Annotated in this window: 19 protein-coding genes; 6 read left to right on the top strand and 13 right to left on the bottom strand. The window is 45.0% G+C overall.

The features are described from left to right. Position 1 precedes the first annotated feature (1 nt). From D9T21_RS08870 to D9T21_RS08845, 6 genes are all read right to left on the bottom strand, one after another. Complete coding sequence (locus D9T21_RS08870; protein ID WP_241155670.1) at positions 2-613, bottom strand: peptidase; 612 nt, start codon at positions 611-613, stop codon at positions 2-4. A gap of 89 nt (positions 614-702) precedes the next feature. Continuing rightward, positions 703-3,837 carry an efflux RND transporter permease subunit gene (locus D9T21_RS08865; RefSeq protein WP_123324648.1) on the bottom strand — a complete coding sequence of 1,045 codons (3,135 nt, stop codon included), beginning with the start codon at positions 3,835-3,837 and terminating at the stop codon, positions 703-705. Further along, positions 3,834-5,834 carry an efflux RND transporter periplasmic adaptor subunit gene (locus tag D9T21_RS08860; RefSeq protein WP_123324647.1) on the bottom strand — a complete coding sequence of 667 codons (2,001 nt, stop codon included), beginning with the start codon at positions 5,832-5,834 and terminating at the stop codon, positions 3,834-3,836. Before D9T21_RS08860 ends, D9T21_RS08865 begins: the two co-directional genes overlap by 4 nt. Next, positions 5,834-7,195 (bottom strand): TolC family protein, encoded by a 1,362-nt coding sequence (locus D9T21_RS08855; protein WP_123324646.1) that lies wholly within the window; start codon positions 7,193-7,195, stop codon positions 5,834-5,836. The genes D9T21_RS08860 and D9T21_RS08855 overlap by 1 nt, the downstream gene beginning before the upstream one ends. After that, positions 7,195-7,710, bottom strand: coding sequence for a DUF411 domain-containing protein (locus D9T21_RS08850; protein WP_123324645.1), 516 nt, complete (start codon positions 7,708-7,710; stop codon positions 7,195-7,197). Before D9T21_RS08850 ends, D9T21_RS08855 begins: the two co-directional genes overlap by 1 nt. Positions 7,711-7,809: 99 nt before the next feature. Continuing rightward, positions 7,810-8,169 carry a hypothetical protein gene (locus D9T21_RS08845; RefSeq protein ID WP_123324644.1) on the bottom strand — a complete coding sequence of 120 codons (360 nt, stop codon included), beginning with the start codon at positions 8,167-8,169 and terminating at the stop codon, positions 7,810-7,812. Between the two features lie 334 nt (positions 8,170-8,503). Between D9T21_RS08845 and D9T21_RS08840 the strand changes: the two genes are divergently transcribed. Then, positions 8,504-9,181, top strand: coding sequence for a heavy metal response regulator transcription factor (locus tag D9T21_RS08840; RefSeq protein ID WP_071978925.1), 678 nt, complete (start codon positions 8,504-8,506; stop codon positions 9,179-9,181). Next, on the top strand, positions 9,171-10,583 hold the full coding sequence (locus D9T21_RS08835; protein WP_123324643.1) for a heavy metal sensor histidine kinase: 1,413 nt from the start codon (positions 9,171-9,173) through the stop codon (positions 10,581-10,583). The genes D9T21_RS08840 and D9T21_RS08835 overlap by 11 nt, the downstream gene beginning before the upstream one ends. A 43-nt stretch (positions 10,584-10,626) precedes the next feature. Here the strand turns inward: D9T21_RS08835 and D9T21_RS08830 are convergent, their stop codons facing one another. Together D9T21_RS08830 and D9T21_RS08825 are read right to left on the bottom strand one after the other, a co-directional pair. Continuing rightward, entirely contained in the window at positions 10,627-10,950 is a 324-nt protein-coding gene (locus D9T21_RS08830) for a hypothetical protein (RefSeq protein WP_206427251.1), read from the bottom strand. A 452-nt stretch (positions 10,951-11,402) separates the two neighbouring features. Then, positions 11,403-12,446 carry a DNA-binding protein gene (locus D9T21_RS08825; RefSeq protein ID WP_123324642.1) on the bottom strand — a complete coding sequence of 348 codons (1,044 nt, stop codon included), beginning with the start codon at positions 12,444-12,446 and terminating at the stop codon, positions 11,403-11,405. 170 nt (positions 12,447-12,616) lie between these two features. Between D9T21_RS08825 and D9T21_RS08820 the strand changes: the two genes are divergently transcribed. Then, positions 12,617-13,615, top strand: a complete 999-nt coding sequence (locus D9T21_RS08820; RefSeq protein WP_123324641.1) for a tyrosine-type recombinase/integrase — start codon at positions 12,617-12,619, stop codon at positions 13,613-13,615. A 79-nt stretch (positions 13,616-13,694) separates the two neighbouring features. Here D9T21_RS08820 and D9T21_RS08815 read toward each other — a convergent pair whose 3' ends face one another. The 5 genes from D9T21_RS08815 to D9T21_RS08795 all read right to left on the bottom strand — a co-directional run bounded on the left by D9T21_RS08815 (position 13,695) and on the right by D9T21_RS08795 (position 18,834). Beyond that, the gene (locus tag D9T21_RS08815; RefSeq protein WP_123324640.1) at positions 13,695-14,180 is read right to left on the bottom strand and encodes a Mov34/MPN/PAD-1 family protein; all 486 of its coding nucleotides are present in this window, start codon (positions 14,178-14,180) and stop codon (positions 13,695-13,697) included. Further along, a complete protein-coding gene (locus D9T21_RS08810; protein WP_123324639.1) occupies positions 14,180-15,934 on the bottom strand; it encodes a ThiF family adenylyltransferase in 1,755 nt (584 codons plus the stop codon). Before D9T21_RS08810 ends, D9T21_RS08815 begins: the two co-directional genes overlap by 1 nt. Further along, positions 15,934-17,106, bottom strand: a complete 1,173-nt coding sequence (locus tag D9T21_RS08805; protein WP_123324638.1) for a CBASS cGAMP synthase — start codon at positions 17,104-17,106, stop codon at positions 15,934-15,936. The genes D9T21_RS08810 and D9T21_RS08805 overlap by 1 nt, the downstream gene beginning before the upstream one ends. A 2-nt stretch (positions 17,107-17,108) precedes the next feature. Further along, positions 17,109-18,128, bottom strand: coding sequence for a CBASS cGAMP-activated phospholipase (locus D9T21_RS08800; RefSeq protein ID WP_123324637.1), 1,020 nt, complete (start codon positions 18,126-18,128; stop codon positions 17,109-17,111). 463 nt (positions 18,129-18,591) lie between these two features. Then, positions 18,592-18,834 carry a helix-turn-helix domain-containing protein gene (locus D9T21_RS08795; protein ID WP_123324665.1) on the bottom strand — a complete coding sequence of 81 codons (243 nt, stop codon included), beginning with the start codon at positions 18,832-18,834 and terminating at the stop codon, positions 18,592-18,594. A gap of 104 nt (positions 18,835-18,938) precedes the next feature. Here D9T21_RS08795 and D9T21_RS08790 point away from each other — a divergent pair, with 104 nt between their 5' ends. The 3 genes from D9T21_RS08790 to D9T21_RS08780 all read left to right on the top strand — a co-directional run. Further along, on the top strand, positions 18,939-19,445 hold the full coding sequence (locus D9T21_RS08790; RefSeq protein WP_123324636.1) for a hypothetical protein: 507 nt from the start codon (positions 18,939-18,941) through the stop codon (positions 19,443-19,445). After that, positions 19,442-20,833 (top strand): DEAD/DEAH box helicase, encoded by a 1,392-nt coding sequence (locus tag D9T21_RS08785; RefSeq protein ID WP_123324635.1) that lies wholly within the window; start codon positions 19,442-19,444, stop codon positions 20,831-20,833. The genes D9T21_RS08790 and D9T21_RS08785 overlap by 4 nt, the downstream gene beginning before the upstream one ends. A gap of 201 nt (positions 20,834-21,034) precedes the next feature. After that, positions 21,035-22,017, top strand: a 983-nt coding sequence (locus D9T21_RS08780; protein WP_123324634.1) for an IS481 family transposase, incomplete at its 3' end; no start/stop codon positions are given.

Raw genomic sequence — 22,017 nt, 5'->3', positions numbered from 1 at the left:
TTCAGTCAGCTGCCTTTCGCGATGACGAAAAGGAATAAGGCAGCAATAGCAAGCCTGCTAATGCGGCCAACAGCCCTATGATAGTCATGCTCACTAATAGTGTATTACTAACGTCTTCACCGTCTTGGTAATCCATAATATGGAGGCGCCATAACCAATCAAATACTTGCCAAGGGGCATGTCGAATATATTCAACCGTACCTGTGTCTTGACTGACGTAAAATGTTGGCGCAAGTGCGCCTTTAAATTCAACTCGCCATAATGGACGTCCTCGTTGCCCAACCGGACTATCCTCTTCGTTTTCACCCAGCAAGGTCACATTGTCGACCTCATACGACCGACTTGACCTGGACATTGCGATGGCGGCGGCTTGTTTGTCTGACAACGGTTGGATGATGTCTCCAGATAAGCCGCTGATCAGGTGAGTCTTACTGGTGAGGGTTAATCGGTAAACCGGCATCTCCCCCACACTGCCCAAAACGATTGACTTAGCATCAGGGTAGCGAGCGACTATCTCATCAAAGCCAACGTTTACCGTTGACAATGATGAAAGCGCGGGCGAGCTTTTCATGAAATGATCGCCTTGAATATAGTGGATATCAAACCAGACCATGTAGAGTCCACTCACTGACCAGAGGAGCATCTGCACACCGACAATCAACAGTAGGTATCGGTGTAACCGACGAGCAAGGCGACGCATAACTACCAATTACTCATCGTTTTGAGCTGCTGTTTTCGCCATATTAAATAAATGGCTGGTAAAATAAGTAGCGTCAATAAAATCGCACTGACCATCCCGCCCACCATGGGCGCAGCGATACGACTCATCACTTCAGACCCCGTACCTGAGCCATAAAGTACCGGTAATAGTCCGAATATAATGGTTGCGGTCGTCATCATGACTGGCCGGACACGCAAACCCGCGCCATGCAATACGGCTTCGGTTAGCATTCCTACGGTGGGTTTGATACCGTCCATTTTGCATTTGTCGATTAACGCCTGGTACTCATGATTCAAGTACACCAGCATAATGACGCCAATCTCGACAGCGACCCCGGCCAATGCAATGAAGCCAACGCCCACTGCCACTGAAAAGTTATACCCCTCTAAGTACATAAGCCAAATACTACCGACCATCGATAAAGGCAACGTTCCCATGATGATCGCTACTTCAATAAAATTGCGGAAGTTGAGGTATAACAAGATCACGATAATAGCTAAAGTCAATGGCACTACATAGGTTAATTTTTCTTTTGCCCGCATCATATATTCATATTGTCCCGACCACGTTATGGAGTATCCTGCAGGCAATACCAGCTCCTCACTGACGACCTGCTGCGCCGCGACGACATAAGAGCCAATGTCTACGCCATCAATATCCACATACACCCAGCCATTAAGGCGTGCATTTTCACTTTTAATGCCTGGGGGACCATCTTCAATATACACATCCGCGACATCAGCCAACGCAATGCGTTTGCCTTGTGGTGTGACAATAGGCAACAATGACAATGATTCAGGTGATGAGCGATATGATTGTGGATATCGAATATTCACTGGGTAGCGCTCTAATCCTTCGACGCTCTGTGTAACATTCATTCCTCCAATGGCACTAGAAACAACTTGTTGAACGTCTGCTATGTTGAGACCATAGCGAGCGGCCCGTTCACGTTGGATATCGACTTTGACATAACGCCCGCCGGCAACGCGCTCTGAATAAACGGATGCCGTGCCCTCAACATCTGAAAGTATCGTTTCAATTTGTTGACCAATCTTTTGAATTTCCATGAGATCTGGACCTCCAATCTTGATGCCAACGGGGGTCTTAATACCGGTAGCCAACATATCAATCCGCGTTTTAATTGGCATAACCCATGCGTTCGTTAACCCCGGCAAATTAACCACAGCATCAAATTCTTTGATCAGATCTTGGGTAGTCATGCCTTCACGCCATTGATCTTGAGGTTTTAATTGTATAAACGTTTCTATCATTGTTAATGGCGCAGGATCGGTTGCCGTATCGGCTCGGCCGACCTTGCCAAACACCGTTTCGACCTCAGGAACGGTCTTGATCAGTTTATTGGTTTGTTGCAATAACTCGCGTGCTTTACCTATCGAAATACCGGCATAAGTCGTCGGCATATACATTAAGTCACCTTCATCAAGCGGCGGGATAAATTCGCTACCGATCTTATCAATTGGCCAAAGCCCAATTCCCAGTACTATAACGGCGACCAGCATGGTCAACTTGGGAAAACGTAATACCGTTTTCAGTGTTGGCATGTATAAAAACGTCAAGAACCGATTTACAGGATTCTTATGCTCCGCAAGTACTTTACCGCGCACAAAGTACCCCATCAAAACTGGCACCAAGGTGATAGCAAGCGCTGCGGAAGCGGCCATCGCATATGTTTTGGTGAATGCAAGCGGCGAGAACATCCTGCCCTCTTGCGCTTCTAGCGTAAACACTGGTACGAAACTAACGGTGATGATCAACAAACTGAAAAACAGCGCAGGTCCGACTTCAGACGCTGAATCCATGACGACCTGCCATCGATTTTCTTTCGTCAGGGGGGTTCGCTCCATATGCTTATGCATATTTTCGATCATGACAATGGCCCCATCGCTCATTGCACCAATAGCAATAGCGATCCCCCCCAAGGACATGATGTTCGCATTGATACCTTGCATATACATCACGATGATTGCCGTGATGATTCCGACAGGAATACTTATAATTGCGACCAACGAAGAGCGTACATGAAATAAGAACGCGATACACACTAGGGCAACGACGATAAACTCTTCTACCAGTTTGGAGGCCAAGTTATCTACCGCCCGTTCAATCAAAGCTGAGCGATCGTAAACCGTGACGATTTCGACACCATCCGGCAATCCTTTTTTAAGGTCTTCTAGTTTAGCTTTGACTCCGTTTATGGTTGTTTGAGCATTTTCCCCAAATCGCATTACAACGATGCCGCCTACGGTTTCTCCCTCGCCATTCAGCTCAGCGACCCCCCTGCGCATTTGAGGGCCTAATTGCACATCCGCGATATCCCTAACCAACAGCGGCGTACCATTTTCATTCACGCCGAGAGGGATCGTTTCGATATCTTGTTTGCTTGAAATATACCCTGTCGCCCTGACCATATATTCAGCCTCAGCCATTTCAATAACAGATGCGCCAACTTCTTTGTTGCCTCTTTTGATGGCCGTTTGAATATGCGATAGCGGGATCCCATAAGCCCGCAGTTTTTCAGGATCAACTTTAACTTGATATTGCTTTACCATACCGCCTAACGCAGAAACCTCAGAGACACCGGGAACGGTTTGCAGTTCGTACTTGAGAAACCAATCCTGCAGACTACGTAGTTGTGATATGTCGTTTTTGCCTGTGCGGTCAACCAATGCATACAAGTAAACCCAACCCACACCCGTTGCATCTGGGCCTAATTGTGGCCGAGCATTTTCAGGCAAATTGGGAGCAACTTGAGACAGGTATTCTAATACGCGGCTTCGGGCCCAATATAGATCCGTGCTGTCATCAAAAATGATGTAGACATATGAGTCGCCAAAGAAAGAATAACCCCTGACTGTTTTAGCGCCTGGTACCGACAACATCGCTGTTGTAAGCGGATAAGTCACCTGATCTTCAACCACCTGAGGTGCTTGTCCAGGGTAACTCGTCTTAATGATGACCTGGACATCAGATAGGTCGGGCAATGCATCAATTGGTGTATTCTTTATCGTGAATAAACCACCGCCGATAATAATTAAGGTCGCCAGTAATACGAAGAAGCGGTTGGAAACTGACCATCGAATAATAGCAGCGATCATTCGTGTGCTCCTCCATGGTTGCTATGATCCATCGAAGCATCTTGGCTTTCAGACTGAATGCTCAGGATCCTAAAGTTGCCGTCAGTGATCTCAAACGTAAATGTAATGTCAGCACCGACCGTAAATTGGCTGATATCGATATCGTCGCTCAAGGTAAAGTCAAGAGTTGCCGCAGGCCTATCCCACTTTGGGATCGCTTCACGTGAAATATTGACTACACGAGACTGCGTATTGATGGCATTAATGGTGCCTGTCACCATTGCGCTTTGCGCTGAACTTGGTTCTGCTGATTTTACATGGATGGTTGTTACCAGATAGTCGCTATCACCGGTTTTGGTGATTTCAATATGCAAATCCATACCAGCTTTCAACTGTGATAAATCGATAGTGTCAGCAACAAAGAAATCCATTGTCATCGCGGGCCAATCCCACGCTTCAATTGCTCCGTGGTCAAGATTTAGCATTTTGTGTGAGGGCATAACCGAATTAATCGTTGCTTCAGTCCATATAGTGCGTCCATTTATCGTCTGTGTATCAGCATTGTCGTCAATGATATGCACCGTCGTTACCACATACTGACCATCGTTTTCTTTACTAATTTCAATATGCGCCCCCATACCTTGCCGCAAACGCGTTAGGTCTACGTGGTTAGCGACAGTAAAATCCATTGTCATTTCTGGCCAATCCCATTCACTGATGGCGCCATGGTTCACTGTTATCATGTTATGTGAGGGCATAACATCGGTGATGGTGGCTTCGGTAAAAACCGACGACGGGAGTGCACCAGGTGCTTCCATCCGTTTAAAATCTGAACTGATACTGCTTTCTGAATCGAGTAAAAAGTGTGCCGAGGTGACAATCTGATCCCCGTCGATGAGACCTGTAGTAATCTCAGTGTAGTCCTCTACCACTCGACCTACATCTACGGCAATGGACTTGAATTGCCCGTCACCCAACGCCAAGACAACACGATCTTGCGTGCCGGTTCTGATAACCGCTTCTGATGGTACAAGAACGTTGTCAGAGTCAAATTCTGAATGTATTGTGATCTGGGCAAACATGTTCGGCTTAAGCGCGTAATCGGCATTTTTAAAGCGTAACCGAACCCGCAGCGTTCGAGTGCTCTGTTCAAGTGTGGGGTAGACGTAATCAACCTCACCCTCCCATGTTTTGCCGGGTAAAAAATCCAACGTCATTGTGACGGGAAGTCCGACAGTGACTTGCGCGGATTGCCGTTCAAAGATTTCAGCATCAACCCACACCTCATCCAACGCACCAATGGATAGGAGGGTATTGCCTGGCTTGATAAAGAATCCTTCGCGAATATTTAAATTGTCAACAAACCCGGTTTGCGGTGCCGAAAAAGTGATCGTTTGACGAACTTTTTTGCTCGACATTAAGGACTGAATCGCTTCATTTGGCATTTGCAACGCATCTAATCGCGAGCGAGCAGCACTGATCAAATCGTCGCTCCCGCGGCGCATCGCGAGCAGCAGCTCTTCTTGCGCATTGACCAATTCAGGGGAATAGAGCGAATACAATGGTTCGCCTTTTTTGACATACTCACCCGAGGCTTTCACATGCAGTGTATCTACCCAACCTTCAACGCGTGGGTGGATATGTATCAAGGTGTCTTCATTGTATTGCACATAGCCAACCGTACGAATAGGGACATGCAGCGAGCGGCGTTGAACCGATGCTGTTCTTACCCCTAAATTATTAACTACATTGGGTGATATGCTAATGGTTCCCGGACCTTCATTACCTCCCGTGCTCTCCTCATAAACGGGGACGAGATCCATTCCCATCGGAGATTTACCCGGTTCATCACGACGGTAATTGGGATCCATCGGTGCCACCCAATAGAGTGGCTGGGGTTCTGTGCTTTGCCCTGCTGCGTTAGATGGTGCATCAGAAGGAAGTAGGAATGTATATGCTAACGCAGTCATTGCACCGCCGATAACACATCCTAAAATAATGGCTTTCGTGTTATTCATTATTGTTCTCCGAATTGAGTCTTGGAAATACCTGCGGTGGTATTGAAGTAATAATTAAGTCGAATGTTTGTTCTGACGAGATCCACATCGATATCCAATGCATCAATACGCGCATTCAAATCCGCGATACGCGCGCGAGCAACTTCGGCGAAATCGCCGTCATCATTGGTGTAGGCATTCAAGGACGCATCTGCTTGTTCTTGCATTTGTGCTAATAACTCGTCGTTGTATAACGATTGCCTGTCAGTTAAACGTTCTCGCTCAGCGTATAACGACTGGATGGCAGACATCATTTCGCGCAGTGCGAGTAACTTGTCAGTCTTTATGGCTTCTGATTGATTTACGGCTGCAGAGACTTCTTTGTCTTGACGGTTTTCAGTAAAAATAGGTAAATCAAAACTAACACCGACTGACAAGAAATCAGCTCGACTTGCACCTGCCGGGGTATCATCGCGAAAAGCGTAACTGGCATTTACGCCCCATTGGGGTTTGTATTTTTCTTTAGCTAACTCAACCCCGGTTTGACTCGCTCTGATACGTTGATTAATGGATAAAATATAAGGGTGATCTGCGAGTAATTCCGCGAGCTGTTGTTGGTTTTTCCTTTTTACCATTAACAACGTGTTGTCAGTGATTTTTGCAATGGCAGGTAATGTATTAGGCAACTGCAACGCGCTAAATGCATCAAAGCCAAGTTGGCGTGCAGACTGCTGGTTTTTTAGGATCCATTCCAATAACTTACCTGTGGCGCGTTCTTCCAGTGCTTGTAGTTTTGTTAATCTGTCTTCTAACCGCGTCAATTCTAACTTTGCCCTAATGATGTCTTGCTGTCGCACGCGTCCAAGGGCGGTCGCATAATTCGCTTTGGCAATGTCACTGAGTTGCTCAAACAATGCCCTATCTTGATGGATTAGCTTAATACTCTGCTGCGCGCGATAAATTTCAAGCCAAATATCAGAGACCTGCACACGTGTGCGGGCGATGCGATCAGCACGCATTAATGGGTGCTCGGCGGCTTGCTCTCTTAATTGACGAGAACGAATATCTAACGAATCCCCTCTGGGGAACATCTGTGAAACCCCTGCCTTAAGTTGCGTCATGGGTTCTTGATCGAATGCGAATCCATCTGTTGGTAAGTTCGCTAAACCAATATTAACTACCGGGTCCGGCAAACTAGCGGCTGCCACGCTACTTGAAACAATGGCTTGCTCGCGATACTCACTGCCTACAAGCCAAGGATCGTTGTTAATCGCGATTTCAACAGCCTGCTCCAATGTCAATACCGACTTGGTTTGACTTTGGGCGAGCCCAGTATTCAAAAGCGTCATTAGTACAATGACATGAAATGAAAAGCGTCTCATTAGAATTGCTCCTCATAGGTATTAACTTCGGCATAAGTGGTTGCGCTGCCATCGTCATTGAGTTGCAGAATAAGATAAGGACGAAATTGATCACCGACTTCCATACCAGGTGACCCAATTGGCATAGCCGGCACACTGAGTCCGATGGCGCCTTCAGGTATATTGTCTAAAAATTGCTGAATGAATTTTGCTGGAATGTGACCTTCAAAAACAAAACCGTCTGGGGACAATGCCGTATGACACGAACGGTAATTAGGCGCAACACCATATTTGTCTTTAATTCGAGACATTAATGTAACATTGGATACGTCCGTGTCGAACCCGTGCTCTTCAATGTGGTTCACCCACTTTTGGCAACACTTACAAGAACGGCTTTTGTAGACTGTTAAGGAAGCTACCGGGGATTCAGCAACTGCATCCGAATCATTATTTATCTGTATTGAGTCGGTACATGCTGATAAAAACAGTGCAAACACCAACGCTATCCACATCGAGCGATGCGTAATAATTGACATAATTACTTTCTCATTTCTATTGTTTAAATAAATGGCTTGCTACGAACATTCGACTAACAAGCGATATCATTGCCCGGATTCTAGACGGACTTATACTGCTTAAATGAGAGAGTGTTTCGGAGGGCGCTGCAATCCACCTAAAAAGATTTGGTTTAGGTTTGGGTTAAGAGACTGAATACTCAGCGACACGCCTTCGGGTGACGAATGAGTTTGGCTAGAGAGAAGACCAATATGAAACATCGCCATTGGACAACAGCAATCTTGCTGACAACAATCATTCATATCATCGCTTTGCGAGTGTTTCATCATGTCATGAACGCTGTGCAAATCGTGAAATCCGAGATCCATCTCCGCTGCCATTTCGTCACTGCATGGCATTTGCGCGAATGCAAATGACTCACTCATTTGCACACTGAGCAATGCAATCACAATAATTAAGTGAATGAAGGCGCTTTTCACGGTCTCGTCGTTCCTTGGTGTTTGACAAACAGCAGTCAATGACTGTTTATTAATTGTTGCTGATGTTAGCACCCTCGCCTGACAACCAGATTACCCCTACATTACAATTCGGTAATAAATGCAATTAGACGGATTATCATAGATCAAAGGCAAGGATTTCATTGCATAATCAGCGACCTAAGGGCTAACATCTTGATAGCGCTCAGCATTAAGATTACGGGACATTAGCGAAATTACAAAGCGACCTACATAGTAGGTATTTCGTTTCACGGTTTCGTTAGGTACATTAATATTGTAAGCGGGCTTATCATAAGTAACACGGGCGGAACATCGCATGAAAATATTAGTCGTTGAAGACGAAACAAAAACTGGAGACTACATCAAACAAGGCCTTGCCGAATCGGGCTTTGTTGTTGAGTTAGTTCGGACCGGCCTCGATGGCCATCACAAAGCCATGCTCGGTGAATATGAGTTGATCATCTTAGACGTCATGCTGCCTGATATCGATGGTTGGAAAATATTGTCATCGTTACGAGAGTCTAACAATCATACACCGGTTCTTTTTCTTACTGCTCGTGATCATGTGAATGACCGTGTTAAAGGTTTAGAGCTCGGCGCAGATGATTACTTAGTGAAGCCGTTTGCATTTGCTGAGCTGCTAGCGCGTGTGCGTACGTTGATCCGCCGCGGCACGTCCGTGCCCAATAATATTTTACACATAGCCGATTTGGAGCTCGACATTCCTTCGCGTATTGCCACGCGAAGTGGGCGCACAATAAACCTGACAACTAAAGAGTTCACCTTATTAGAATTAATGGTGAGACGCCAAGGCGAGGTATTGCCGCGTTCTCTTATTGCTTCGCAAGTATGGGATATGAATTTTGATAGCGATACCAATGTGATTGATGTCGCCATTCGCCGTCTTCGAGCAAAAATCGATGATGACTTTTCACCAAAGCTCATTCAGACTGTGCGAGGGATGGGATATAAAATGTGCAGTAATGAATCTTAAGGATCTATCAAAGCGACCAAGCTCTCTCGCCTTTCGGGTCACTATACTTGTTGGGCTCACTATCTTTGTGTGCCTAACGTTTATAAGTCTTATGGTGCAGCAATCGATTGCTCAGCATTTTGAAGAGCAGGATGCAGATGAGCTGAATGAGGTGTTTCTAGCCGTGAAACGCAAGCTTAATACAGCGTATAATGAAGGGGTCGCACCGTCTAGCATATTATTCCAAGCTGTCTCTGGGCATCACGGTGTCTATTATTTAGTTAAAAATAAAGACAACGAAGTTATTTTTAGCAGTGAGAGCGCGGTGCTAGAAAAATACCCTGGGGATACGTATGAAATAGAACAAATAACGCCATCCATGTTAAGCCTCTTTTTCGACGGCGAACATATGTTACGGGCAACGGAAATAACCGTGCGTATTGAAGACGGCAACAGCCAAACACATTATCAAGTCATCGTTGCCTCGAACATGGAATTTCATATGAACTATATGGAAGACTTCGAGACAACATTGTGGGGGATCATTGTATTGTCTGGGGCTATTACGATCTTAGCCGCGCGGTTTGCTGTTTATCGTGGTCACTCCCCCTTACGACGTCTCAGTCGCAAAATCGGTTCCATCACCGCGGATAAATTAGATATCAGGTTGGAACCCACCGAAGTCCCAGTGGAGCTTGCTAATCTGGTGGAGTCCTTTAATGCGATGATTGAGAGACTTGAAAGCGGGTTTGAGCAGCTGTCCCATTTTTCCGCTGACATAGCTCATGAACTAAGAACACCTATCACCAACCTGACTACACAGACCCAAGTCATACTCAATCAGCCACGCTCGACTAATGAATACACTGACATTTTATATTCTAACTTGGAAGAGTACGAGCGAATGTCGAAAATGGTCAGTGACATGTTGTTACTAGCACAAACGGAGCATGGCTTGATCAAACCCAACGCTGAGCGGATAGACTGTCAGAAAGAAATCGGTGAATTAATCGAATACTTTGAGCTCTTGGCCGAAGAGAAGCACATCAGCATTCAACTTATTGGTCACAAAATAACGTTAATGTGCGACAAATCGATGTTTCGACAAGCACTGAGCAACTTGTTATCTAATGCCATTCGGTACACTCCCGATAATGCAGAAGTAACCGTATCTACTCAAATACAGGATAACGAAGCATTGATATCGATTTCAAACCCAGGTAATAAGATCCCTGACATTCAACTTTCTCGCCTTTTCGATCGTTTCTACCGCGCGGATCCATCTCGGAAACGTGACGGGCAAGGCGCTGGATTAGGATTAACCATTGCGAGATCTGTTCTTGAAGTTAATGGTGCACATATACAAGTGGGATCAGATGAGCAGGCAACGACGTTCACGGTCGTATTTCCATTGAGTAGCTGACGCCTCGAACACACGCGAGTGTTAATTCGAGACGCCAGTTGGATTAAAAGGTATACACGCCTTTTAAATAATAGAAACCGCCGTTAACATTAAAGGATGGCACGGCGGCTTGCATCATTGTCGTGATGTCGGTGGACCCCGTACTTTTAAATTCTTCTGCGCTGATAATGTCAACAGGTACCGCAGAATCTCCTATCGAGCGTGGCGCTGAACGCGTACCGACCACTGCGATTTTTTCTACATCCGCCTCAGTGGTGCCGGCCTGCTCTTGTGCAACCAGCGTGGGTGAAATAGCCACTGCGATGGAAGCAGACAAAAGAGTCTTTGCAAACCCCAAACTTGTCGCCTTTGATTTAGTGTTAGTCATGTGTTTCCCTGATTTTATGTCTATGTCGTGTTGTTTGAAAAATCTCTTGAGAACCCAAACCGGTTGTTACAGATGTAGGAGGGCTAAGAGACTACCGTGCTGCGCAAAATACGCGCAGACACTGGCCAATACTGACAAAATCCGCCATGACCTACATGGCGGTGGGATTACATGATAATTACAATTTTGAAAGGCACTGAGAGTGTAAGAAATGCCTGATCTTCAGCCGGCAAATCATGACGATGCCATGGGACGCATAGGCTATGCTGCGCAGCGCCCCAGCACCGGTAGCGTCATGAACAACGGTAGGGATTGGATCTTGAGCACAGCAATGTCATAAGAAAAGCAGACGGTCGATGTGCTCACCTGGTGAGACATTGTTCATTTGATAAGGTGGTATGTTTATCGTTCGCTACATAACATCTTGTGTCGTTTACGCATCAACAGCATTATCATTGCGGCGTATCATCGTTTACGCTTAACTTCTTCGTTTTTTTCACCGTTTTGTTTGTTTGGTGCATGTATTCTGCGATCAGATGCGCTTGTGTGTTTACCGTCGCGTCAGCTGCCACTAATTGTTGGCGAGTTTCATTAAGTGCAATCGTTTGTGTATTCAGAGCGTCAGTCGAAGAGGACAGATCATCGCGAAGCAGATCGGATGCGTGCTCTAACCTCTCGACGGTTTGTTCAAGACGCTGATTGTTACTGCGGGATTGCGCGAGTGCCTCTTCCAAAAAGCGGTTCTGCTCTGCCAATGCTTTGTGATCGTTAAGCGCCTGAGACAATGTAACCTCCAATCGCGCCAGTGTAAGTTTTTGCTCTTGGTTGGTGCCGGTTAAGCCGGCCAGCTCTTGCGTCAACGCGTGTTGTTGATGATTGAGTTGTGCGATCGTACTTTCAAAATGATGGGTTTCGCGCTCACGCTGAGACGCGACAGACGCACGATAATGCTCAAGCGCCGCACGCGCATCCACGTGCTTGTCCTCTAATGATTGATTATGCGTTGTCAGTAACTGGATTTCCTGTGTCATTGATGCGAGCCGTTGTTCGTAACGATCACACTCGCGAAGTGCTGTATCGCGCGCCGCTGTGATGTCAGTCACATATTGAGTCAATTCAGCGATGTCATTGTTAGCTCGCGCAATCTGAGCCTGCAACGTATCGTTTTGCTCCGATAGTGCGACTGCGCAAGCCGCCTGCTCGTCAAGTGACTTTTTAAACCTACTTTCACGTTCAACCAACGTGGCATGCGTCTCCTTTTTTAATCGCGCCGCAACGTGGCTTACAAGCTGCTGTAATTCTTCAGACAGTAAGACTTCTACCGGCGCATTTGCGCCCCCTTCGGTTAAGCGTTTCAAATGCTTATGAATAGTGCTCTTTGAGCCCGTATGCCCGAGCTCTGCGCGCACAGCGTCGATCGACACACTGTTACCGCGCGCAATGATGGCCTCTGTGGCTTGTTTAACGTTTGTCAGCGTCACGCCGGTTCGCGCCATGATAATGTACTGTATTACGTAATATGTATATACAGTATAATGTTTGAAGCATTCGAAATCAAAATAGGGAAATATAAACAAGCGATAATCACAATTATGCTATCTTGACTGGTGAATATCCCCTATTCTCATTCTTTAGAACTGTACTGACCGGACGGAGTCATCACGTCGTGACGAAATCACTCTCTCAACACAATGAAGCAAACGAGCAGGAAATCGCTGAGCGAATTTCTCGGTATATCAATGCGGCTACCCGGGATAACACGCGTAAAACGTATCGCTCGGCAGTCGAACACTTTGAGGTGCATTGGGGCGGAAAGTTACCCACGACGCCTGAGAATATCGGACGCTATCTGGTGACGTATGCCAATGACTTAGCCCCTAGTACACTAAAGACACGACTGGCTGCGCTCAGCCAATGGCATAAAACGCAAGGGTTTTCAGACCCCTGCTCTTCTGTACACGTTCGCAAAATCATGCGAGGGATCCAGGCAGTTCATAATAAAAAGCCAAAACAGGCTCATCCATTACAAATAGAGCATTTGCAACAGATTACTGCATCGTTGGACGCACAAATTTGCGCTTCTGAGAACAATGCCAGTGTACTACGCGCCTACCGGGACAAAGCCCTGGTGTTATTGGGGTTTTGGCGAGGGTTCCGGAGTGACGAATTGTCCAGGTTAATGTTTGAGGATTTGGACATCATCGATAATGTTTGTCTTCGTGGTTATGTGAGGCAGTCCAAAACCGACCGTCATAACCAAGGAATGTACTTTGAAGTGCCGGCACTTCAAACATTATGCCCCGTTAACGCTATTTCAGAGTTTGCAGCGCAGATAGAAATGGCTAATGGACCTGTATTTCGTAAGATTGACAGATGGGGCAAGCTAAATCAAAACGGCGTCAGTGCCGGCAGCATTCCGGCAATACTCCGTCGAGTTTTATTTCAATCAAACATTCCAAATTACAAGGAGTTCAGTAGCCACTCTTTGCGGCGTGGATTTGCTCATTGGGCTAACCAGCAAGGATGGTCTTTACATGAATTGATGCAGTATGTGGGCTGGAAAGACATTCAGTCTGCAATGCGCTATCTCAATCGTAGTGAGGCTTTTCCAAATCGATTAACTGCAAACGACCCTGAAAATCACTATTTTCAACATCGAAATTAGTTGGATTAAGTTAGTACTTAACTTAACTAGCACTTTACTTTGCTGACGTAACGTAGTTATTAACTCTGTTTTTCTAGCCCTATTGCAAATTTTTGATCTGCACTATGTTGTCCCCCATCCACAGTCCCCACCAATTCGTCACTCTTCCGATAATAACCACAATGGCAATTTTGTTTTTGAATGCTTTTTGCCAACTATTCAAGTCGATGGTCGAGGGCGAAGGGTTATCCTCCGGATGTGTGTGCCACTCCCCAATGTATACTAACTCTTTATACATTTGGGCTGCTTTTTTCATCTTATTTAAATGATGTTCACATTGTCTTACGAATCGAAAACGCGTCGCGTGATCCTGGTCACAGGGCTCGGTAATGGAAAGCACTTCAATGCAAGGCGGATTTTCTAAAGAGAATTGCTCTTCATCGTCAGCCCTAAATACCCCTAACAACATGCCGCCCTGCTCTTTGCTTGAGGGCTGAAGCTGTCGATACTGCTCGAGTGTTCTAATCAGGTTAGACGGTACAACTAAGAAACGGCCATTGGGCAAGGTAAATATACAATCGCGCATCAGCGTCTGCACACACTGCAGTTATCTAATGGCTTCAAATTTTGCCATTTTAGGTCTGGCGCACTAGAGCTTACTTTGTACTGACGTAACCGAGGTGAGCTTTTGTTATTTAAATTGTCCAATAGTGTATTCACAATCAACGCTGCCCCGGCCATTGAGACACTCGCCGCGTAAGGTGTAAAGCTCTGGCCGCAACTCATCGCTAATCGAGTATTAGTGTTACCTTCGTCTTGGTTTTTGAAAATTGGAAATCGTTCTTTTCCTTCAACACGCAAACAATGAAAGCATCCACCCGTTTTATCATCCAGCAAGCACCTAATGGCTCCGCCATCTGAGTCTACCCAGCCATGCAGAAGGATAGTCTTCTCTGAAAAGGTTGAACAATGGTAAATAGAAGAAAGCAATTTAGACAACGGAATATTACCGACAGCATCAATGACTACATCACAATGGGCTAACAATCGTTTGCTATACACTTCATCCAATGACGGCCATACCTCACACTGTAGCGGCCAGTAGACGCTGTTTTGTAAAAAATGCTGAAGAGCAGTCGATTTAAGCTCGCCGACATAGGTTGCATCAAGCACATGGCGACCTAAGTTTTCAGGTTTTAACCAATCCCCATCACTGAAGATAAGTTTACCACCCTCACCTGTTCCTGCGCCAAGTTTGACTAGTGTATTTGATATGAACCCACCCAGAGTACCACAACCCACAACGGCGATTTTTAAGCCAGATAATTCCTTTTGTAAGGTATTGCGGGCAATCACAAATCGTGGCGAAGCATTGAGAATTCCAATCCGTTCAAATGATTTGGCCTGCTGCGCAGAGAACATCCCAATAATATCTTTCAGTTTTCTGCCTTTTTGTCTCGATTTTTTTGCAGAGACACGAGCCCGTTGGTCGCGTTTGGCAGTCTCACGGATGCCCCGTTTAAAGAGGATCCTTACAGCAAAATAATGAATTAAACCATTTGCATTGTTGTAATTGAGCACTATTGTAATGTCGTTAGTTCGAAGCGCAATGTTCGCCACTTTCTCCAGCAGTGAAGCTACAAAGCTGTTACCTTGTGATTGACTCCAAGTTATAAACGCCTGCCATGATGATATCGGCCAAGAAAAAGCTCCTTCAATCTGTGCTTTAACAGGCGAATTTTTTAAGGTCAATGCAACAACATTCTCAACCGCGTTTTGCTCGATTCTAGTGTAACCCCGTTTTCCTGCCCAGGCTTGAAAAGTGGAACTATCTTCCCCTTCATGAAGCAGTGATTCTGAAGATTCACGCTGGGTTATTGGTGACCATCGCTTATATGTAGCAAAATATCGTACTTGTTCACTGCCAATCAAATACACGTAACGTTCTGGTCGCCAGTAGGCATCAAACTCATTATTGAAATCCTCTAATGCAAGCTCTGGCGATATCATACGTTTGATAGTCAGGTTAATGAAGCCAATGATATCTGACGCAGCTTTTTCGGGATGTTCAGCATCAAAATAATAAGCATTGTCGTCAAAGTAACACAAGGTATCCCCTTCCACGACATGGGTTTGTTTTACGCCTTTTATCTTTGGTTTACTTAAGATTGTGACCTTAGGAGCGTGTAAAAATGAAGCATCTGGTTCGTGAATGAGAAACGAAAACGCGTGGCCTGATTCAGTTAGTTCATAACGATAGCCCACTGCAGGCGTTGAGACTGGTTCAACACCTAAATCTTTCATTGCCTGACAGTATCTGGCTAATGTATCTTTCGCCATTAACCTGAAACGTGTGACCGAGCTGCAGATGGTGTAATGGCCGTTGCAGCGACAACAGGCTTTTTACGAATAGCTGCCGGGGTGGTTTTTTCCGTTACCCAGTCTTCGCGATTAGGTAGACGCTGCCCTAACAGAGTAATTAACAGATCCACAGCGGATTGTTTTGTTGGTGATGTACATACTGCCTGAGTATAGCGTATTGACAGAGAAGTAATGCGCGTCTTTATATCATCTACTTCAGCGCTGTTCTTACATCGCGACGGAAACATGTTTTCATTCTCGTCTATAGGGTTATTGATGTCTCCACCAAATATTTCCGGTAATGTTTGGGTCACGACCAACAATGCTTCACATTCGCTCTCTGGTGTTTTAGCAAACTGCTCTAATGCCTTTGCCGCCGCAACCATTAACATGATTGATGAAGGTCCGCCTTCTTGCCATTCGAAATCACGCCAGGCTTTGAGGTATCGACAGACATTGCGTAAAAATGGATAGCGTTTTGTTTGGGCAGTGAACCAGTCGTGAAGCTGTTTTGGATCTGATTGTTGCCACGGGGCATTATCATCCAACAACGCTAAATAAACTTGTGTGGGGTCCAACCTTTGGTAAGGAACTAGTTCGTCTTTGTAAGCAAAATTAAGGGCTGCCGATCTAGCTTCGGTCAGCAGAGCATATTTATCATCCGGGATTGCATATACAGGGATATCGATATGGATTTGTTTTTCTATTTGCAGCCGAAAACACATCTTTTTCTCGGACAATGGCCAACTTTGGAGTTGTGATATCTCTGATAAGGATTCGCGGACTAATGCTATAAGTATTGATTTGTTCGCTGCGGGATTGTTTTCAACAAACGTCATTGGAAAATAAACGCCGTCATCCAAATCGATTTCCTGATTGGGATAACAGGGAAGATTTTGTGTTTTATAGGCGTGACTGCCCTGAGTGAAAAACTTAGGGGTCAAACTCTTAATATACTTCTCTTCGACTTTTCCATTGGCTGTCGCATTTTCACGGTGTAGTGAAAAGTCACTTCGCAGTTTATCTCGGATAATCTTTCTGCAAGTGAGCATGTATTTATCAGTCTCATCTGGCACATCGAGTCTGTCTTTAAACGCAGGCTCTGTTTGATTATTCTTGAGCAGCTTTTTAACGATATATTTTGGGTTCACGGTCAGCCCTCTTTTGTCTTTTTAGGGCCATGATAAAAGGTTGGCCGCTTTGCTGTATGATTTATAAAATACTTGAAATTTGGCGCATTAACCTGCTCCATCGCAACCTTGTGGGCACTGGCACGGAGAATTTCAATGGCTTGATCACTGGCATTGTCGAGCGTCAAAATACTGGATTTTTTCTCTCCAGGCACTTCATCAATGTTCAGCAATCGATTGCTATCTTCTATAATCTTACCGGCCAAAAAATTATGCAACGTTTCGGTCGTTGACATGGCTAACTCGATAATCCCCTTACCCATCTCCCATGTCTTCAAATAGCCACCTGTACGTTTTTCAGAGTGGTCACTCGTACGTTTACTTCCCATAGTGCCTACCTGCATGACATACACATCTGATAGTGGAAGCCCAAGGTAGTATTTCGCCTCCATCAATCCCATAAGGACAGGAGAGTTGGCGGCTAGTCCGCCATCAACAAATCGCTCACTCTCAATTTGATGTACAGGAAAATAAGTAGGAGCTGCACTGGTGGCCAGTGCTACGTCAACAAGAGATAATTTGTAATCGGTTCGCAAATGCGGGTGATGCGGTGTTTTAAAAGCTCTGATTTGCCCATTGGTCAGACTGATAGCTGGCACAAGCACATATTTCTCTAACTCCCCTATTCTTTTTGTTTGAAATAAGGTATCCAAAACGGCTTTAAGGGATTGCGCTTTATAGAGAGGGTGAAACAATCTCAGCCAGCTCATTTTCTTTGGAAAGATAGTGAGACGGTGCGTCAACATCGTTTGCGCAACCTCACGCGCTGTGAGCCCACTAGCCAAGCTCAACGCAATGATCCCGCCAATAGAGGTGCCACAGATCATGTCGAAGTGTTGCGCAATAGAATACTCTTCGGCTACTGTGCCAGTCAGGCCTTTTTCTTCGATAATATAGGATTCTAATTGCGCGAGCACCGAGGCGGTGAATACCCCACGAATTCCCCCACCACTGAGTGACAATATATTAAATTGCTGTTCCATCGTTTTTCTTGTGTTTTGTTTTAGCGCTAACACTATAATGGTGATAATAGAATATTTTTCAACCTATTAACTGAGTATATTTACAGTATGTTGATAAGAAGGGACTATCGTGGTGATGAATATCTATTGCTAAGATAAGTAAACGCCCCTATCCAAGGCATATAAACGTTATTAGCTCGCTATTTGATCAATCAAGTCATGTTGACTCTGGCACTGTCCTTCGAGACGATTTTTCTCAGTATGTATGGCTTTACATTCTTTAACCACGTTGCTGTTGTTAGTTTCAGGTTCTGCAGAGCAGTTTTTAGGATGTCTGCGCTCTGTATGTTAACAGAATACGCTTTGTTCAGTTCCTCAATCGATTCTTGAAGCCATTGACATTGTGCCTTAATAGCGTTTGCCGACTTGATATTAGCTTTAAGCTCACTGAGACGCGGTATCGCTCATTGGTCAGCCTAACAATTCAACGCTTAGGAGGCGACTCATCCACCTCGTTAGTTCTGGGCAACAACACCTCTGGCCCGACACCAAGCACGTCTGCAAGTTGAAACAACATTTCAACAGTGATGTTCGTTTCGCCGCGCTCAATGCGACCCATATAACTTCTATCAACTTTCGCCTTTAACGCAAACGCCTCTTGCGATAACCCAACAGATTTGCGTGATTTACGAATATTACGTCCCAACGCAAGGGATAAATGTGACATAAACTGACCCACTTAAAAGTCAGTAATATCTCTACTTGCCGCTTAACAAGCCACGGACTATAATCCGCAATTAAAAATTCCCTTTGCAGTAAAAAGGTAACATTATGCGTCAATTTACACCTCATCCTGATTTGGTTAAGGCCATATCCTCTTTTGGTGAAACCCCTTTTCGTGTAACGATGTTGCGTGATCGTTACCTCGAATTATTTTCGACTAACAGAACTAAAAATGAAGTTAGACGCTGGGCGCATAGTTTTATGCGGACATTTGTCAAACATGGTTTGTTAATTGAGTTGAACGGGACTGAATACAACGTTGCACATTACATGGCAACGGAAAAGCTATTGGGTGAAAGAGGCACTGAACAATCTGGCTCTAAGGATGTTTCACCACTCTATAATTACGCATCAGAGATCCAAAAAAGACTTCAGGCACGCCAAAAGGACATTTTAATAAGCCTGGGAGCGACGGAAGAGTTAGAAAGTTTGAGAAAGGAATTTCCTGAGATGGCGAGCCGTATTGACAGTAAGCTGCATGATTTAAGAGAAGATAATGTCCGCACATTAGGCAAGATAAAGGCGTTGGAAACTTTATTGGCTACACACTCATGATATTAAGGTATTGGCAAGAAGCATGTCGTGATCTGGCCCTCACCCACTTTCTCCTGGGATATCGTCAGTTTGGTTGTTCAGCGACTCCCGGCTCTGGAAAAACCATCTTTGCGGCGGCAACCATCAAGGCCATGTTTGATAATGACATGATAGATTATGTTATTTGTCTTTCCCCCTCACTGGCTGTTAAGGAAGGATCTCGAAAAACGTTTGAGCAAGTGTTGAATCGCCCAATGGATGGCCTCTTTGGATCAGTCGGAATCTCACTCACATTTCAAAGCCTTGCAAATATCGCTGAAAACGTTATACAACGTTGGCAAAAATATAGACTGGCGATAGTCGTCGATGAAATTCATCATTGTGGCGGGCAAGAATTAGATAACGCTACAGCTTGGTCAAAGCCATTAATCAAACTGATTGATTCAAAAAAAGATATTTTTATCTTATCGCTTTCTGGGACGCCCTGGAGAACAGATGGCGCAATGGTAACGACATTATCCTATAACAGTGATCTTAAACCGAAGATGCATTTTGAGTACGGATTGAGAGAAGCGATAAAGGATGGCGTATGCCGAGTACCGACGATATTAATGGTGGATAATGATAATTGGAAATCAACCGACTCACGAAAAGGAGATCGCTACCATTCCTCATTATCTGCACTTCTGACAGATAACGCATTATCCTATCAAATGGTGCTTAATGATAAAGAGTTCCTTAAGCACATGCTAGACTTATCAGTCACTGCACTAAACAGATATCGACGAGACAAGCCAGATGCTGGCGGTTTAATCATTGCGTCTTCTATCTCTCATGCAAAAGGAATATATAACCTGCTAGAAAAAGCGACAGGCGAGTCCCCGGTATTGGTAACTAGTGAGGACAAAAACAGTCAAGACACTATTGCAAACTATAAATCCGGCACTCAAAAATGGCTGATTTCGGTAGGCATGGTCACTGAGGGAACTGATATCCCTCGCCTACAGGTCTGTTGCCATTTGAGTCGTATCTGTACTGAACTTCACTTCAGGCAAGTTCTCGGTCGGATATTAAGAATAGAAACCCAATATAACGATCATACAGCGACATTAATCATGCCAGCTCAACCTGATTTGTTTGATTTTGCCTCTCGGTTGAAATGCGATGTCCCTGCAGCTGTCGTTAAGATAAACTCTATAAAGGCTGAGAAGCCGAACACGATAAAATCTTCTAATGCTGCACCGAACAGACAGGCCTATTCAGATAAATCCAAGATTGAAGACATTAAGTTAATAGAAAACGGTATAGCGCAATGCCCAGGTGATGGTGTTAACGAAATAGTACCTACAATCGCTACAATTTCAGTCTATGGTCGTTTTAGGGAAGAAGTGTTGCGGTTTTCACCGTAGTAAATGTAGATGAGATTTTAAGTCTGGAGTCTACTGTGAATGATAAACTGCAGTATACAAAGGCAGGGTTAAAGCCGTTACGTTGGAAGTCTAACGTGAATTAGTTCCGACCAGATCTGACACATCTACTTGAAAAGATGAGAGTTACCCGGTTTGATAAAGGTGTCGAATCTTTATTAAACAAACCCAAAGGTAACTCTCATGTTGCATACTAACAATCCAATCATTAAACACAAAGCAGGTTTACTCAATCTGGCCGAAGAACTAGGCAATGTATCTAAAGCCTGTAAAATCATGGGCGTTTCTCGAGAAACGTTTTATCGTTATCAGGAACTCGTTGAGGACGGCGGCGTTGATGCGCTAATTAGTCAGTCCAGACGAACCCCAAATCTCAAGAATCGCGTGGATGAACAAACGGAGCAATCCGTTATTAATTACGCAGTAGAGTTTCCGGCACACGGCCAAGCCAGAACCAGTAATGAACTGCGTAAGCAAGGTATATTCGTGTCTGGTAGTGGTGTTCGTTCCATCTGGCTCCGTCATAACCTGGAGAACTTTAAAAAGCGCCTCGCAGCTCTGGAAGCCAAGGTTGAAAAGGAAGGCATAATCCTTAGCGAAGACCAAGTTGCAGCGCTAGAAAAGAAAAAGCAAGATGATGAAGCCTGCGGTGAAATTGAAACGCATCACCCTGGCTATCTAGGCTCTCAGGACACGTTCTATGTAGGCAACTTAAAAGGCGTTGGCCGAATTTATCAGCAGACGTTTGTTGATACCTACAGTAAAGTCGCGTTCGCTAAGCTCTACACAACGAAAACACCAATCACGTCGGCAGATGTGTTAAATGACCGTGTATTGCCGTTCTTCGAGGCTCAGGAACTGCCCATGCTGCGGATTTTAACTGACCGAGGTACTGAGTATTGTGGCAAGGTTGAACAGCACGATTACCAGTTATATCTGGCAATCAATGATATCGACCACACCAAAACCAAAGCGAGACATCCGCAAACTAACGGTATCTGTGAACGCTTCCATAAAACCATCCTGAATGAGTTTTATCAGGTGACGTTCCGTAAAAAGCTCTATGATTCTCTGGAAATGTTGCAGAAAGATCTGGACGACTGGCTAGATTATTACAACAATGAACGGACTCATCAGGGCAAAATGTGCTGCGGCCGAACGCCAAT

Source organism: Marisediminitalea oceani (assembly GCF_003731635.1).
Classification (GTDB): Bacteria; Pseudomonadota; Gammaproteobacteria; order Enterobacterales; family Alteromonadaceae; genus Alteromonas; species Alteromonas oceani.
The sequence above is the reverse complement of the archived record's forward strand: the minus strand, read 5'-3'. Positions and strand labels throughout refer to the sequence as shown.